Annotated in this window: 12 protein-coding genes; 8 read left to right on the top strand and 4 right to left on the bottom strand. The window is 63.5% G+C overall.

Annotated elements, in window-relative coordinates; genetic code table 11:
• Positions 1 to 67 precede the first annotated feature (67 nt).
• Positions 68 to 2725 (top strand): TonB-dependent receptor plug domain-containing protein, encoded by a 2658-nt coding sequence (locus GM668_RS27345; RefSeq protein ID WP_229499984.1) that lies wholly within the window; start codon positions 68 to 70, stop codon positions 2723 to 2725.
• Between the two features lie 79 nt (positions 2726 to 2804).
• Here GM668_RS27345 and GM668_RS27340 read toward each other — a convergent pair whose 3' ends face one another.
• On the bottom strand, positions 2805 to 4409 hold the full coding sequence (locus tag GM668_RS27340) for a GGDEF domain-containing protein (RefSeq protein WP_155442139.1): 1605 nt from the start codon (positions 4407 to 4409) through the stop codon (positions 2805 to 2807).
• A 128-nt stretch (positions 4410 to 4537) separates the two neighbouring features.
• On the opposite strand from GM668_RS27340, the gene GM668_RS27335 reads away from it, so the two are divergent.
• From GM668_RS27335 to GM668_RS27325, 3 genes are all read left to right on the top strand, one after another.
• Complete coding sequence (locus tag GM668_RS27335) at positions 4538 to 5401, top strand: GNAT family N-acetyltransferase (protein WP_229499982.1); 864 nt, start codon at positions 4538 to 4540, stop codon at positions 5399 to 5401.
• 77 nt (positions 5402 to 5478) lie between these two features.
• Positions 5479 to 6420, top strand: coding sequence for a glycosyltransferase family 2 protein (locus GM668_RS27330; RefSeq protein WP_155442138.1), 942 nt, complete (start codon positions 5479 to 5481; stop codon positions 6418 to 6420).
• Entirely contained in the window at positions 6417 to 8228 is a 1812-nt protein-coding gene (locus GM668_RS27325) for a glycosyltransferase 87 family protein (protein WP_155442137.1), read from the top strand. Before GM668_RS27330 ends, GM668_RS27325 begins: the two co-directional genes overlap by 4 nt.
• A gap of 6 nt (positions 8229 to 8234) precedes the next feature.
• Here GM668_RS27325 and GM668_RS27320 read toward each other — a convergent pair whose 3' ends face one another.
• Positions 8235 to 8984, bottom strand: a complete 750-nt coding sequence (locus tag GM668_RS27320; RefSeq protein ID WP_170305869.1) for a substrate-binding periplasmic protein — start codon at positions 8982 to 8984, stop codon at positions 8235 to 8237.
• Positions 8985 to 9203: 219 nt separating this feature from the next.
• Here GM668_RS27320 and GM668_RS27315 point away from each other — a divergent pair, with 219 nt between their 5' ends.
• The 4 genes from GM668_RS27315 to GM668_RS27300 are packed head-to-tail and all read left to right on the top strand — an operon-like array spanning position 9204 to position 12486.
• Positions 9204 to 9782, top strand: a complete 579-nt coding sequence (locus tag GM668_RS27315; RefSeq protein WP_155442135.1) for an RNA polymerase sigma factor — start codon at positions 9204 to 9206, stop codon at positions 9780 to 9782.
• Entirely contained in the window at positions 9779 to 10423 is a 645-nt protein-coding gene (locus GM668_RS27310) for a zf-HC2 domain-containing protein (protein ID WP_170305868.1), read from the top strand. The genes GM668_RS27315 and GM668_RS27310 overlap by 4 nt, the downstream gene beginning before the upstream one ends.
• Positions 10420 to 11754 carry a S8 family peptidase gene (locus GM668_RS27305; RefSeq protein ID WP_371868789.1) on the top strand — a complete coding sequence of 445 codons (1335 nt, stop codon included), beginning with the start codon at positions 10420 to 10422 and terminating at the stop codon, positions 11752 to 11754. Before GM668_RS27310 ends, GM668_RS27305 begins: the two co-directional genes overlap by 4 nt.
• 24 nt (positions 11755 to 11778) lie before the next feature.
• Positions 11779 to 12486 (top strand): TorF family putative porin, encoded by a 708-nt coding sequence (locus GM668_RS27300; protein ID WP_155442134.1) that lies wholly within the window; start codon positions 11779 to 11781, stop codon positions 12484 to 12486.
• On the opposite strand, the gene GM668_RS27295 is transcribed toward GM668_RS27300, so the two are convergent.
• Both GM668_RS27295 and GM668_RS27290 read right to left on the bottom strand, forming a co-directional pair.
• The gene (locus tag GM668_RS27295) at positions 12483 to 13715 is read right to left on the bottom strand and encodes an ABC transporter permease (protein WP_155442133.1); all 1233 of its coding nucleotides are present in this window, start codon (positions 13713 to 13715) and stop codon (positions 12483 to 12485) included. The two genes, GM668_RS27300 and GM668_RS27295, sit on opposite strands and share 4 nt — an antisense overlap.
• Entirely contained in the window at positions 13712 to 14953 is a 1242-nt protein-coding gene (locus tag GM668_RS27290; RefSeq protein WP_229499979.1) for an efflux RND transporter periplasmic adaptor subunit, read from the bottom strand. The genes GM668_RS27295 and GM668_RS27290 overlap by 4 nt, the downstream gene beginning before the upstream one ends.
• Positions 14954 to 14960 lie beyond the last annotated feature (7 nt).

Raw genomic sequence — 14960 nt, 5'->3', positions numbered from 1 at the left:
TATTTTCTTGGCTTGCATGCAAGGAAGTGCCCGGACCAGCCGTCGTCAATAGAAGAGAGATAAGTACATGATGAAGATCAAAAGTATTCCACTTGCAGTAATGATGCTGTGCGCCAGCCAAGTCGCATTCGCCCAATCCGGCGATGCTGCGGCGCCCCAGTCGATCGATCCATCGGCATCGACTGCGCCGCAGGAAGACGTCCAGAAGGTCGTCATTGTTTCCACCGGTAGCCGCGGTTCCCAGCGCACCATGATCGACACGCCAGTGCCGGTCGATATCCTGGGCGCGCGCGAGCTGACCAAGACTGGCCAGGTGTCCCTCGACAAGTCGATGCAGTTCCGGGTGCCTTCCTTCAATACCGTACAAACGCCAGTCAACGATGCGACGTCGCTGCTGGACCCGTATGAAATCCGTAACATGGGCCCGAGCCGCGTGCTGGTCCTGATCAACGGCAAGCGCAAGAACGCCAGCTCGCTGATCTACACGCAAACGTCGCCAGGCCGTGGTGAAAGCGGCGCCGACATTTCCGCCATCCCAGCCGACGCCATCAAGCGTATCGAAGTGCTGCGCGACGGCGCCTCCGCACAATACGGTTCCGACGCCATTGCCGGTGTCGTCAACATCATCCTGAAAGACAATGCCGAAGGCGGTTCCGTCACGGCGCGTACCGGCATCACGCACAAGCATGACGGCAAGATGGGCGGCCTGTCGCTGAACCAGGGCGTGGCGCTGGGCGACCAGGGCTTCGTCAACTTCACCGTGGATGTTTCCACTGTCGGTCTGTCCAATCGTCCCGGCACCGTGATCGCCAACGGCGAAGCGGCGGACTTTAGCGATTACCTGAGCCCAGAGAATGCTCCGAATGCAGCAAATGTCTACTACGACTTCTACAAGAACAAGGTTCTGCCATTCCTGACCGCGCATCCGGATGCCGGCAACATCAACGGTTCGCCGAAGACCAATGCCTACAAAGGTCTGGTCAACTCCCGCTATGACATTGGCGAAGGCATCAGCATCTATGGCAATGCAGCGTATGTGCGCAAGGACGTGGACAGCTACGCGAACTACCGTACCCCATACTGGCGTCCAACCGACTATGGCTTGCTGCACAAGGCAGGCGAGCCTTACATCGGCTATGTGCCGACCTTTATCGGTACGCTGGATGACTACAACGCCACCGGTGGCGTGAAGATGGACTTGAATGGCTGGAACACCGACGTCAGCCTGACCTATGGCGGCAACCAGCAGAAGTACCACGTCGGCAATTCCGTCAACCGTGGCATGGCCGCCGACTTCGCTTCCGGCGCCAGCAAAGTCCAATCGCCAACCGAGTTCTATGCCGGCGGCGTGAAGTTCCAGCACTTTGTGCTGAACGGCGATATCTCGAAACAGGTGGCGCCGGACGTGTCCGTGTACGCCGGTACGGAAATGCGCCACGAGAAGTATGAAGTGCTGGCTGGCGAGGAAGCGTCGTATATCAAGGGCGGCGCCGACTCGTTCGCAGGCAATGCGCCGGAAAACTCGTTCCCATCGTCGCGCTCGAACTATGGCGTGTACGGCGGCGCAACGTGGGACATCACCAAGCAATGGCTGATCGACGGCACCGGCCGCTACGAGAAGTACACGGACTTCGGCAGTGCATTCGTGTGGAAAGGTTCGACCCGCTACAAGGTGTCCGATGTCGTGACCCTGCGCGCATCGGCATCGACCGGCTTCCGCGCACCATCGCTGGCGCAGACCTTCACGCAAAAAGCACAGTACTCGTTCGTGCCGGGTTCGGGCATCCAGGTGTCGGGTCTGGTGAATAACGTGTCATCGCAAGCGGCAGCACTGCAAGTGCCTAAGCTGAAGGCGGAAAAATCCGACAACATCACCTTGGGCCTGGGCCTGAAGCCGGACAGCGATACGTCCGTGACGGTCGACTACTATCATATCAAGGTCAAGGACCGCATCATCTTGGGCAAGGAAATTACGCCAATCTGCGGTAAGAACGATGGCAGCGACGCCTACAAGAAGTGCTATGCCGCCAGCTCGCTTGATCAAGTGATGGTGCCGGCCGGTCTGGTATCGGTCAGTTTCTTCGTCAATGCGCTGGACAGTATCACCGAAGGTATTGATTACGTGGTGTCGCGCAAGAATATTCCTGCGCTGGGCGGCAAGATGACCTTGAACCTGTCCGGTAACTACTCGCTGAAGAATGAGCGCGATGGTGCTGTGAACAATCCGAGCCCGATTGCCAGCGCTAAGCAGTCCGTACTGGACGCCACCCAGGAAGCGCTGATGTTCACGTCGCGTCCGAAGTTCAAGACCATCATCGGTGCGGACCTCGACTACCAGAACATGAACTTCTCGTTGAACAATACGGTATTCGGCCCGACCCGCTTCCGTAATGCCGGCATGGACACCAACCTGGAAGTCAAGTTCAAGACCCGCGCGGTGACCGACTTCGCGATGAACTACAACCTGACCAAGAACACCACGCTGTCGTTCAACATCAACAACATCTTGAACGTGACGCCAGTGTGGGAATTCAACGCGTTGAATTCGGCTGGCCAGGCCATCATCGACGACAAGAAGAAGGATGCGATCACCGGCCTGACCCCGATCCAGAATCAGCGCAACCTGATCACCTTCAACGGCCGTTACTCGATGATGACCTACGACGGTTCGCAATTCAGCCAGCTGGGCCGCACCTTCGCAGCGTCGCTGAACTACCGCTTCTGATTGCATCTGATCGCGTAAGGCGGGGCTTGCCCCGCCATGCAAAAGCCGCTCCCGTCACACGGAGCGGTTTTTTTTTACCTCACGCGCCGGGGCGGGAGGCGATGCACGTCCGGCCTTTTCCCTGCGTCTTGGCGCAATACATGGCCTGGTCGGCCAGTTCCAATAATTCCGCGCGGTTTTCACTGTGGGCCGGATACATGGCGATGCCGACGCTGGCGTTGACGTGGTATTCGTGTCCGGACAGCCGCAATGACTGCACGAGCCGCTGCCGCACTTGCGCCATGCATTCCACGGCGGCCAGCTCCGACGTATCCGGCAACACGGCGACGAATTCATCGCCGCCCCAGCGCGCCACGACATCGCTGTTGCGCAGCGACTGACGCAGCCGCGACGCAATTTCTTGCAGCACGTGGTCGCCTGCCGCGTGGCCCAAGGCATCGTTGATGGGCTTGAAGCCATCGAGGTCGATAAAGCAGACGGCCACGTGCTGGCGCTGGCGGCGCGCACTGGCCAGCGCCTGCTGCATCAATTCATCGAGCAGCAGGCGGTTTGGCAAGCTGGTGAGCGGGTCGTAATGCGCGAGGCGCCGCACTTCTCGCAGCGCCGCTTCCCGTTCCGCCGTCGTACGCTGCAACTGGCGGTACAGGCGGTGATACGTCATGGCCAGCCCCGCGGCCGCCAGCAACAGCACGCTGATGCCGGCCAGCGTGTAATACAGCGGGCGCAGGTCGGCGCGCGGCGGTTCCGGGTCGTAAATCATACCGTCCAGCGGCACCGTGCGTTGGACGAGGCCCAGCTTGCGGTAGGTTTCCGCAATATGCTGCCAGCGGCCCGGGTTCATATGACCCAGCGGCACCAGTGTCGGCAATGCCAGCTTGGCCATTTCCTGCGCTTCGTACCGCAAGTGGTCTTCCGATAATTCCGGTGCATATTTTTCGTGGATCAGTTTGACGATTTCGTCCTGATGGTCCAGTGCATATTGCCAGCCCTTTAACGTAGCGGCGCGGAAGGCGCGCACACGCTCCGGATGCTCGCGGATTTGTTCCTGGCTGGTGAACAGCACTTCACTGTAAAAGTCCACGCCATACTGGCGCGGGCTGATAACGTTGTATGGAATGCCACGCCTGCGCAACTGGTCCGGTTCATTGCTGATGTACGCATTGAAGGCATCGGTCTTGCCCTCGACCAGGTCATCGATACGGTAGCTGGTCATTTGCAGGTTCAACTGTTCCAGCGGAATGCCTTCATACAGGAACACGGCCAGCAATTCGGCATTTTCAGGCGATGGCAGCGTCATCAGGCGCTTGCCCACCAGGTCGGCGGGACGCGTCAAGTCGCCCCGGGTGATCCACACGCTGGGCGATGACTGCAAGATAGCCGCCAGCGCCACCACCGGCTTGCCTTCGACGTACGCTTGCGCCAGGCCCGCATTGGTGACGCCGAAATCCGCTTCCCCCTTCAATACCCGTGTAATGGCGGGCGCCACGTTATTGCCGGGGATGAGTTCCACATCCAGGCCCGCTTCACGGTAATAGCCTTGCTGGACGGCCGCGTAATAGCCGGCAAACTGGAACTGGTGCATCCAGCGCAGCTGCATGCGGACGTGGTCGAGCTGCGGCTCGGCATGGACGCCGCCGCAACAGGTCAGCAGCAGGGTGAGCGCAAGGCGGCGTAGCTTGGTCATGGTGGCATGAGGAAAGTGGATTCAGTGTGCGGCTTGCCGGGCGTCGTGACAAGCTGGCTGTGGACTTCGGGCAACAATTGACAGCGGGGTGTCCGCGCCGTAGCGTGCTGGATAAACAGGAGACGGCCATGGATATATGTGTGATGACCAAAGCGCAACTGGGCATGGTGCTGGACTGGGCTGCCGCGGAGGGCTGGAATCCCGGCCTGCACGATGCGGACAGTTTTTATGCGGCCGATCCGGGCGGCTATTTGCTGGCGCTGGTGGATGGCGTCCCTGCCGCCAGTATTTTTGCCGTGCGCTATGGCGAACGGTTTGGCTTTATCGGCGGCTACATCGCCCTGCCGCGATTCAGGGGGCAAGGCCATGGCATGGCCATCTGGAACGCAGGCATGGCGCAATTGGCGGGGCGCACGGTGGGCCTGGATGGCGTGCCGGCGCAGCAGGGCAATTATGCGAAGTCCGGCTTTGTACTGGCGCACCGGAACGTGCGTTTCGAAGGGACGGGACGCGGTATGGCTGGAGACTCTGGCGGACCCGGCATGCACGGCGCGCATGGCGGCGTGGTGCCGCTGGCATCGGTCAGCGCCACTGAAGTGGTGCGCTACGACCGGCCATTTTTTGCCGGCGACCGCAGCATCTTCGTGCAGCACTGGATCACGCAGCCGGGCAGTGTGGCGCTGGGCATTGCCGCGGCAGGGCGGCTGGCGGGTTACGCGGTGCTGCGGCCATGCCGCACCGGCTACAAGGTGGGGCCCCTGTTTGCGGATACGCCGGCGCAAGCGCACGCGCTGTTCGACGCGTTATTGCTGCATGTACCGGCCGGCAGCCCCATTTACCTGGATGTGCCGGAACCGAACCGGGAAGCCATGGCGCTGGCCCGCAGTTACGGCATGCAGCCGTGTTTTGAAACTGCGCGCATGTATACGGGCGCCGCGCCGGTGCTGGACCTGGCGCGGACGTATGGCATCACGACGTTTGAACTGGGCTGAGCGTCAATGGCCCAGCATGCCGTGGATGCCTGCGTTGCCCGCTATAATGGCGGGTTATTTTTTTGGCCAGATTGTCCATGCCACAGTTCCCCAATGTACGCATCGCGGTGCTCGTTCCCTGCTATAACGAAGCGGCCACGATTGCCGCCATCATCCGCGATTTCAACCGCTACCTGCCATCCGCGCAGGTGTATGTCTTCGATAACAATTCCACTGACGATACGGTGCGCATTGCACGCGAGGCGGGCGCCACCGTCCGCCACGTGACGGCGCAGGGCAAAGGCAGCGTCGTGCGCCGCATGTTTGCCGACGTCGAGGCTGACGCGTACATCATGGTCGATGGCGACGATACGTATGACGCCTCCGTTGCGCCGCAACTGGTGGAGAAAATGCTGAACGAGGGGCTGGACATGGTGGTGGGCAGCCGCGTGGCGGACGAGCAGGCCGCCTACCGCTTTGGCCACCGTTTCGGCAACCGCCTGCTGACAGGCTGCCTGGCTGCCGTGTTTGGCCGCACGTTCAACGATATCTTGTCCGGCTATCGCGTGTTTTCGCGCCGCTACGTCAAATCGTTTGCCGCCCATTCGACGGGATTTGAAACGGAAACTGAATTGACCGTGCATGCGCTGGAATTGCGCTTGCCGGTGGCGGAAGTGGAAACGGTTTATAAAGCGCGGCCGGAAGGGTCGTTCAGTAAATTGAATACGTACCGCGATGGCGCCCGCATATTGATGACGATTTTGCGGCTGTTTAAATCCGAGCGGCCATTGATGTTTTACGGCATCGGATTCCTGCTGTGCTTCCTGGCGTCCATCGTGCTGGCGGTTCCGGTGCTGGCAACCTACCTGGACACGGGCCTCGTGCCGCGCCTGCCGACGGCCGTGCTGTGCGCATCGCTGATGCTGCTGGGGATAATCTTGCTGGTGTGCGGCATCATCCTCGACGCCGTGACCAAATCCCGTATCGAACAAAAGCGCTTTGCGTATTTGTCCGTGCCTGCCTTCGGGGCGCAGCGATGACGCGGCTGGCTCGCCTGGAAGCGTGGCTGCTGCGCCGCGCGGCGCCGCTGGGCCATCCGCGCGCGCCGGCCCGCGCTGCCGTCATCGTGCCGCTGCTGTGCGGCCTGCTGTCGCTGGCCATGGGGCAGGACGATGGCTGGGATATGCGCAACTACCATTTGTATAACGTGTATGCGCTGCTGAACGGGCGTTTGGGTGTGGACTTGTCGCCGGCCGGCTTCCAGACCTATTTCAACCCGATGCTCGATGTGCCGTATTACCTGGTGACGCACTGGTTCCCGGCGCCGGTGGCCGGCTTTGTGTTTGGCGCGCTGCATGGCCTGGCCTTTGTGCTGGTAGCGGCCATTGCGCGCGTGCTGGTGGGGGAAGGGCGATTGGCCATGCTGCTGGCAGTGGCCGGGATCATGAGCGCGGCCTTCCTGTCGGAGCTGGGCAATTCGATGGGCGACAACCTGACCGCGTTGCTGGTGCTGGCATCCGTCTACAGCCTGTTGCGCCACTGGGAGCGGCTGGCGCAGCGGGATGCGTCGGGCTTGCTGTTGAGCGCGGGCGCGGTCATGGGACTGGGGCTGGGTTTGAAACTCACCAATGTGTCGTATGCGATGGGCGCGTGCGTGGCCTTGCTGACGGTGGCGGCAACGCCGTGGGTGCGCGTGCGTACCGCGTTCGTGTATGGCGTCGGTGTCCTGGCAGGGATGGCGGCGACAGCCGGCTACTGGATGTTCCACATGTGGAGCCGCTTCGGTAATCCGCTGTTCCCGCAATTTAATAACCTGTTCCACAGCCCGATGGCGTCGGAACTGGGCGTGCTCGATGAAGGCCATTTGCCGCGCAACGCGAAGGAAGCGCTGTTGTGGCCCTTTGTCTTCAGCGGCAACATGAGCCGGATCGCGGAAGTGCCGATCCAGCAAATCATTTGGCCGCTGCTGTATTCCGCCGTCATTGCATGGGCGCTCGGGGCTGTGCTGCGCCGCGTGCGTGGCGGCGGTCACCCTGGACTGGCGCCGCGCGGCGTGTTCCTGCTGGTGTTCGCCGCAGTCGCGTACGTCGTGTGGGTGCGCCTGTTCAGTATTTACCGCTATCTGGCGCCGCTGGAATTGCTCGCGCCTTTGCTGTTCTGGCTGCTGGTGCATACGCTGGCTTGCGCGGACTATGCACGCCGCCTGGCAGGCTGGCTGTTGCTGGCGGCGTCCGTTGCTGTGCTGCCGTTTACCACGTGGGGCCATGCGGGCTGGGCGGAACAGGCGTTTTCGGCGGACACGCCGGCCATCGAACAACCGCAGCACGCCGTGATTTTCCAGGCGTCGCAAGATTCCCCTATGGGCTGGCTGGCGCAATTCATGCCGCGTGAAGCAGCGGTGGTGGGGCTGGGCTCCGGTTTTCCGGAATCGCCCGCGTACGTGCAGCACAGGCAAGACATCATTGCGCAGCGGGGCGGCCCGCACTACATTATGTTCCCGCTGGCGACCGACCAGCGCGCCACCGGCATGCAGCGCAAGACCGCCATTGCCCGTACGCTGGGGCTCACGGACAGCGAGGCGGGATGCCGCAAGCTGGAATGGCTGACGGCGCATGTGCGCATGAAGGCGCAGGTGGAACGCGGGGCGGCTGGCGGCTGTACGCTGGCGCTGCAGCCGCAATACCGCAAGGATACGGCATCGGAAGACCGCGCGATGGAAGTGGAAGCGGCGCGCCGCTTGCGCTATGTCGGGCTGGCTTACGACCCGGCCAGCTGCGCCAATTATCACGCGGCAGTGGGCACGCAGCCTTATCCTTACCGGATGTGCAAGGCCGGGCCGCTGCCATAGCGCCGGTCAGCGCCGCCGCCCTCCGCTCAGCAGGGCGCGCGCCGCGGCGTCGCCCAGGTATTTGCGGTAAATCGCCAGGATGGCGCCATCTTGCGCCATCGCGCGCAGGGCGTTGGCCAGCGCATCCTGTTCTGCCACGGACAGCGAATTGCGCGACAGGTAAGCGCCCACCTCCATCGGCGGGGATTCCGGAATGGCGATGACATGGCTGGTCGCGGCCAGGCTGAATTGATCGAGCAGCCGCGCCGACACCATTTCCGGCGCCAGCGTGCCGGCAGCGCGCCCGGCTGCCATTTTGCGGAACGCCATTTCAAAATCCGTGACTTCTTCCAGCCGCGCCAGGCTGCGCAAGCGCTCCAGCTGGCGCAGCACGTCTGGCGTATAAAACGCACCCCGCACAATATTCAACGTGCCCGTGCCATGGGTGACAAAATCGGCCAGGCTGTGGAAGCGGCGCGCCGGGCGGGATGCCAGCACCAGATCGAAACGCGACATCGCATACGGAATGAAAACCCCGCTGCGGTCCCGTTCATCGGAGCGGGCAGCGCTGGCCGCCACGTCCACGTGGCCCTGATCGAATTCCACAAACAGGCGGGAACGGGGATAAAGCGTCAATTCGACCGTGCAGCCGCTGCGGCGCGCCGCTTCGCGCAGCACGTCGGCTGCGGCGCCACGGGGCAGTTCCTGCTCCAGGTAGCCGGAATAGCCCAGTTCGCTGATGCCGGCGCGTAGCGGGTCGGGACAAGTTGCCGCCATGGCGGGCGCTGTCGTTAGCAAGCAGGCAAGCAGCACGGTGCGGAACATGGTGGCGTCAGAGAGTGGAGACAGTCCATTGTGTCGTGCCTGATGGCAAATTGTCCAGAACATGGCGCGGGCGTGGGCTCGGGCGGGCGTAAAATTGTGCTGCGCTATTGAACCTTTCTGCGCCGAACGGGTATAGACCGCTCAAAGGAAGATAAGCTGGAGAATAGCTGCATGCTGAAAAACTGGGGATGGGCAGGAATTGGCGCCGGCGACGGCGACGCGCGGCTGATTGCGTCCATCAGCCGTGGCGACCGCCATGCTTTTCAAGAATTGTACCGCGCCTATTTTCCCCGCCTGGCGCGCTTCCTGGGGCGCATGACGCGCAATGCCCCGCTGATTGAGGAAGTCATCAATGACACGCTGCTGGTCGTGTGGCAAAAAGCGCAAACATTTGATGGCAGCAGCAAAGTGTCGACGTGGATATTCGGCATCGCCTACCGGCAGGCGCTGAAGGCGCTGCGGGGCGTCGATGAACCGGAAGAATTCACATCGGAATTGCCGGGCGGCGAAGAACTGGAACCGGAACGCGCCGCATCGGGTAAACAATTGCAGCAGGGCGTCAGCGCAGCACTGGACGCCTTGCCGCTGGAACAGCGCATGGTGGTCAGCCTGACGTATTTTCATGGCATGGCGTATCAGGAAATCGCCGACACCATGGGCTGCCCCGTCAACACGGTCAAAACGCGCATGTTTCACGCTCGCCAGCGTTTGAAAACCATGCTGTCTTCGCATAGGGAAGAAATAGAGTGAAACCGCAGCCATCCCCCCAATTGCACGAACATTTGGCCGTGCAGGAATTGTTGCCGTGGCATGTGGCCGGCACGCTGCCGGCCACCGAACAAGCCAGGGTGGCGCAGCACCTGGACAGTTGCGCTGCCTGCCGTGCCGACGTGGCGCGGGAACGCCGCCTGATGTCGGCTGAACCGCCATTGCCGGCCGGACTGGATGCAGAAGCTGCATTGGCGCGGCTGATGCCGCAGTTAAATGGCGCGGCACAGCCGCCACGGCATGGCGTCCTGCACCGCATTGCTGCTTACTTTGACGCCGGCGGCTGGCGCAACTGGGCGCTGGCCGCGCAATTTGCCATCATTGCCGGGTTGGGAGTGACGCTGTGGCAAGCCATTGGCAGCAATGAACCGTCGTACCGCGCGCTGGGCAGCGGCAAGGCGGCCGCGCCGGACGTCGTCGTGATGTTCCAGCCGGATGCGCGCTTCGATCAAGTGCAGCGCGTGCTGCAGGCGTCGGGCGCCCGCATCGTCGATGGGCCGACGGTGGCTGGCGCTTATCTGATCGGCGTGGATGCGGCGCACCAGCCGCAATTGCTGGCGGCGCTGCGCGCGGATCCTGCCGTGCGGCTGGCCGAGCCGCTGGGTACGGGAGTGGCGCGGTGAAGCTGTCAGCTATCCCTATGGTCGCGGCGGGGCGCCAGGCGGCAGGGCCGCTGCGCGCAGCCCTGTGCTGGATACGGCGCGTGCAGTTGCGCGTCCCGCTGCTGGCCGCCATCGCCATGGCGGCAGGCGCTGCTGCTGCACAATCCGCAGCAACGGACGCGCCCGCGGCTGACGCGCAGGCGCCCCGTGAAATCCTCATCATGCTGCACCTGCCGCCGCCGCATTTCCGTCCGGACGGCTACCATGGCGCCAATTACCGCGATGACGCGGCCCGCGCCGCGCGCCGCCGCACAGCTGAGGCGCTGGCACGTGAACATGGGCTGGCGCTGGTGGAAGACTGGGCCATGCCGGCCTTGAATGTCGATTGCTACCGCATGCAATTGCCGCCCGGCGCGGCCAGCGCGCCAATCTTAGAAGCGCTGGCGCGCGACAGCCGCGTGAAATGGGCGCAGCCCGTACAAAGCTATTCGGCGCAAGCCGCCAGCGACCCGTTATATCCCGTGCAGCCGGCCGCGCAACTGTGGCAACTGGCGGAAGTGCGCAAAGTCGCCACCGGCCGCAAGGTGCTGGTGGCCGTGGTGGACAGCGGCATTGAAGCGGACCATCCCGACCTGGACGGGCAAGTGGCCGTGCAGGAAAACTTTGTCGATGGCCAGCGCTATGCCAGTGAAACGCATGGCACGGCAGTGGCGGGCGTGATCGCCGCCCACGCGGGCAATGGCGTCGGCATTGAAGGCGTGGCGCCGGGCGCGCGGCTGATGGCGCTGCGCGCGTGCTGGCAAGAAGCCAGTGGCGCGACGCGCTGCAACAGCTTTACACTGGCCAAGGCGCTCAATTATGCGCTGCTGCATGGTGCGCAAGTCATCAACATGAGCTTGTCCGGACCGGACGACCGCCTGCTGCAGCAATTGATCGGCCTGGCCCAGGCGCGCGGCGTGCGCCTGGTGGGCGCATACGATGCGGCGCGGCCGGACGGCGGCTTTCCCGCTTCGCATCCGGGCGTCTTTGCCGTGGCGGCCGAGGCAGCGCAGCCGGCATCGGTGCTGGTGGCGCCGGGCCGCGACATTCCCACCACATTGACCGGTGCGCGCTGGGGCCTGGTGTCCGGGTCATCCTATGCAGCCGCGCATGTCTCTGGCATGATGGCCGTGCTGACGGAATTGAAGCCGCGCATGGCGCTGGCAGAATTGCGCGGCACGCTGGTGACCGGCGCCACGGCCAGTTCCACCAGCATCGACATGTGCGCGACTTTGACGCGCGTTACAGGAAAATGCCCATGCGGATGCACACCAGCCAACGCCAGCGCGGCCAACTATGCGCGCTCGCCATAATGGCCCGCCTTTGCGGGAGCTCCATTGCGTAAGGGCTCTGCGTGCCTGTGCGCCGCCATCATCTTGCTGGACAGTCCTGCCGCGCACGCCCAGCTGAGCGGCAGCGCCGGCATCGTATCGAATTATTTATACCGGGGCGTCAGCCTGAGTTCAGACCAGCCCGCGCCGCGCGTGGCCATCAACTATGACGGCGCCGAAGGCTGGTATGCGGGCGGCCAGGTGGCCGATGCCCGGCTGGGCGGCGCCACGCACCGCAGCGCGCAGTGGCTTGGTTATGCCGGCTATGCGCAGCAAACGGCGTCCGGCATCAGCTGGGAAGCGGGCGTATCGCGCTATGCCTTCCCGCAGCGGCCTGGCTGGCATTTCAATGAGCTGTATGGCGGCGTGGTGCTGGACAATGTCAGCGCGCGCATTTCCTATGCACCCGACTACCTTGGCATGCATACCCGCACGTGGTATGGCGAAATCAGTGGCGGCACGGAACTGCCTGAATTGCCCGCCATGCGGCTGCGCGCCTTTTGGCACGTGGGTTACCTGGGTTCCATCCGTGCCGCGCCGGGTTCAATGATCGGCCGCTATGACGCGCGCATCGGCGTGCAGGGCGGCTGGCATGACTGGCGTGCGGAACTGTCATTCGATGCGGCGCGCAAGCGCAAGACTGGCGGCTATTATTACGGCAATGATGAGCGCACCACGCATGACGTGGTGCTCAGTGTGGCGCGGTCCTTTTAATCGCTGCGCAGCGACGCGATCGGATCCAGCGCGGCAGCCTGGCGGGCAGGGTAGACGCCAAAGCCCAGGCCCGCCGCCACGCACAGCAGCACGGCGGCCAGCAAACTCAGTGGCGACCACGCGACCGACCATCCGGCCAGTGCGGCAATGCTGTAGGCCGCCACGGCGCCCAGCACGATGCCCAGTACGGCGCCGCTGACGGAAATCACCAGCGCTTCGGCCAGGAATTGTTCCACCACGTCGCGGCGGCGCGCGCCCAGCGCCCGCTTCAAGCCGATTTCACGGCGCCGTTCCAGTACGTTGGCCAGCATGATATTCATGATGCCGATGCCGCCTACCAGCAGCGACACGGCCGCGATCGAACTCATGACGATGGTGAAAATGCGCTGCGTCTGCTGGTTTTGGCGGTACAGTCCCATCGGCACAATCAGATTGGTATCGTCGGCGCCGCCGTGGCGCTGGCTGATCAGCGCTTGCAGCACGCGCGCCGCGCTGTCCGGCGCGGTGTTGCCATCGAGCCGTACGCTGAGGCTGTCGACTTCATCTTCAATGCGCTTGAACGCGAAGCGTGCGCGTCCCGTTTCCCAGGCGACGAACAGGCGCTCGTCGTCGAGCCCCAGTTTGACGCCCTCGAATTCCGCCTTGCTTTGCGCACGGTCGGCCAGCACGCCCACCACTTCCAGCCACACGTGATTGAGCTTGATGCGCTGGCCGATAGCGGACGTCTCGCCAAACAGCGAGCGCGCCAGCCGCGCGCCCAGCACGCATACGGGCGCCAGCGTGGCGCTGTCGTTTGGCGCCAGCCAGCGGCCCGCCGCCAGCGTCAAGCCACTGTGTTGCGCATAGCCGGGCGACACGGCAAAGGCGCGCCCGCTGGCCACCTGTTCGCCATACACCAGCTGCTCGACCTTGATTTCTTTTTTCAGCGCGACCGATTGCGCGCCCGGCACCACGGCCAGCACGGCCGCGCCATCGGCAGCCGACAAGCCCAGTGAGCGGGTCCGCACTTCCTTCAACTGTTCCGCTTCAATGGCTTTGCTCTCGACCAGCACGTTGTCCAGTCCCAGTTCCGCCACCAGCCGCAGCGCTTCGCGCTTGCTGCCTTCGCCCACCGCCAGCATGGCGACAATTGCGCCCACGCCGAAGATCATGCCCAGCAACGTCAGGCCGGTGCGCAATTTGCGCCGCCGCAGTTCGGCGACGGCTTCCAGTAATAATGCTTTGTTCATGACGTTTTTTTATCCGTTGGCGGCACCAGCAAGATGCGTGCGCCGGGCGCCAGTCCGCCCTTGACTTCACTGCGCACGGGGCCGCGCTGGCCCAGTTCCACCTGATGCTTGACGGGCTGGCTGGCGTCGCCGGTATAGACGGCATAGCTGGCGCCATCCTGCACGATGGCGATATTGGGCACCGTCAGCACGCCGGGGCGCGCCACCAGCGTGACCGTGCCATGCAGCGCCTGGCCCGGTTTCAATCCCAGCCGGTGCGCCTGCTCGGTATCGATGGCCGCATCGAAATCACTGTATTTGACGGGCGATTCAGGCGACGTGGTGGTGGCGCTGCTGCCGACGCGCGTGACTTTCAAGTCCAGTTCCGTGCCCGTGCCGGCCAGCCGCACGCGCACCGGCAAGCCGGTTTTCAGCCCGAACGCCTGGCCTTCCGGCACGCTGAAATGCGCGACCAGCTGGTCCAGGTCCGGCAAGGCGCCGAATTCTTCGCCGCCCATCTGGTTGGCGCCGACTTGCGCCTTGGCGCCATCCCAGCGCGACGCCAGCAAGAACACGCCATCGTGCGGCGCCACCAGTTCCAGCGCGGCCAGGCTGCGGCGTTTCTGGTCGGCTGTCTTCACGACGCTGTCGCGCTGCGAGTGCAGCACGGCGTCTTGCGCCGCATTGCGCGCCTGCGCCTGGCCGCTTTTCCAGTCCAGGTAATTGCGCTTGGTGGTCAGGAAGCCGACGTCGGCCAGCGCATCGAGGATGGTATTGCGGGCAAACACGCTGAGGTCGACTTTGGCATAACGCTGGCTCAGGCCGAGATCATCTTCAACTTTGGCGCGCTCGCCGGCTAGCACGCTGCGGTCCACGGCGGCACTCTGGCGGCTGGCTTCTTCGGCCAGCGTCTTGCGCAGCAATTCCATTTCAGCCTGGCTCAAATCCACGCGCGCCTGCGGCGCATCGAAGCGGGCCACCACCTGGCCTTTCTTTACGCTGCTGCCATCGGGCACCATGTCCACCAGCACCCGGGCGGACCAGCCGCCGCCCGGCACCGTCAGCGGCGTATTGGCGGCCGCTTTGATTTCACCGTCGGCTTCCAGCGTTTCATTCCAGGCACGCGCCGCCAGCGTCTCGCTGGGGCTGGTCGAAGAGGCATCCGGCGCACCGCAGCCGGACAGCAGGGCGGCCGCCAGACTGGCCGTGAACAAGGCGGCAATGGCGGGACGGCCGGTAGTTTTGCTTAGGACGTGCATGGCGTGC

This window comes from Pseudoduganella ginsengisoli (assembly GCF_009720865.1).
GTDB lineage: Bacteria > Pseudomonadota > Gammaproteobacteria > Burkholderiales > Burkholderiaceae_D > Rugamonas > Rugamonas ginsengisoli.
The sequence above is the reverse complement of the archived record's forward strand: the minus strand, read 5'-3'. Positions and strand labels throughout refer to the sequence as shown.

What these genes read in the sequence shown, in the direction of transcription:
- GM668_RS27345 (WP_229499984.1), top strand. Translation starts at nt 68, where the DNA reads ATGATGAAGATCAAAAGTATTCCACTTGCAGTAATGATGCTGTGCGCC.
- GM668_RS27340 (WP_155442139.1), bottom strand. Translation starts at nt 4,409, where the DNA reads ATGACCAAGCTACGCCGCCTTGCGCTCACCCTGCTGCTGACCTGTTGC.
- GM668_RS27335 (WP_229499982.1), top strand. Translation starts at nt 4,538, where the DNA reads ATGGATATATGTGTGATGACCAAAGCGCAACTGGGCATGGTGCTGGAC.
- GM668_RS27330 (WP_155442138.1), top strand. Translation starts at nt 5,479, where the DNA reads ATGCCACAGTTCCCCAATGTACGCATCGCGGTGCTCGTTCCCTGCTAT.
- GM668_RS27325 (WP_155442137.1), top strand. Translation starts at nt 6,417, where the DNA reads ATGACGCGGCTGGCTCGCCTGGAAGCGTGGCTGCTGCGCCGCGCGGCG.
- GM668_RS27320 (WP_170305869.1), bottom strand. Translation starts at nt 8,984, where the DNA reads ATGGCGGCAACTTGTCCCGACCCGCTACGCGCCGGCATCAGCGAACTG.
- GM668_RS27315 (WP_155442135.1), top strand. Translation starts at nt 9,204, where the DNA reads ATGCTGAAAAACTGGGGATGGGCAGGAATTGGCGCCGGCGACGGCGAC.
- GM668_RS27295 (WP_155442133.1), bottom strand. Translation starts at nt 13,715, where the DNA reads ATGAACAAAGCATTATTACTGGAAGCCGTCGCCGAACTGCGGCGGCGC.
- GM668_RS27290 (WP_229499979.1), bottom strand. Translation starts at nt 14,953, where the DNA reads ATGCACGTCCTAAGCAAAACTACCGGCCGTCCCGCCATTGCCGCCTTG.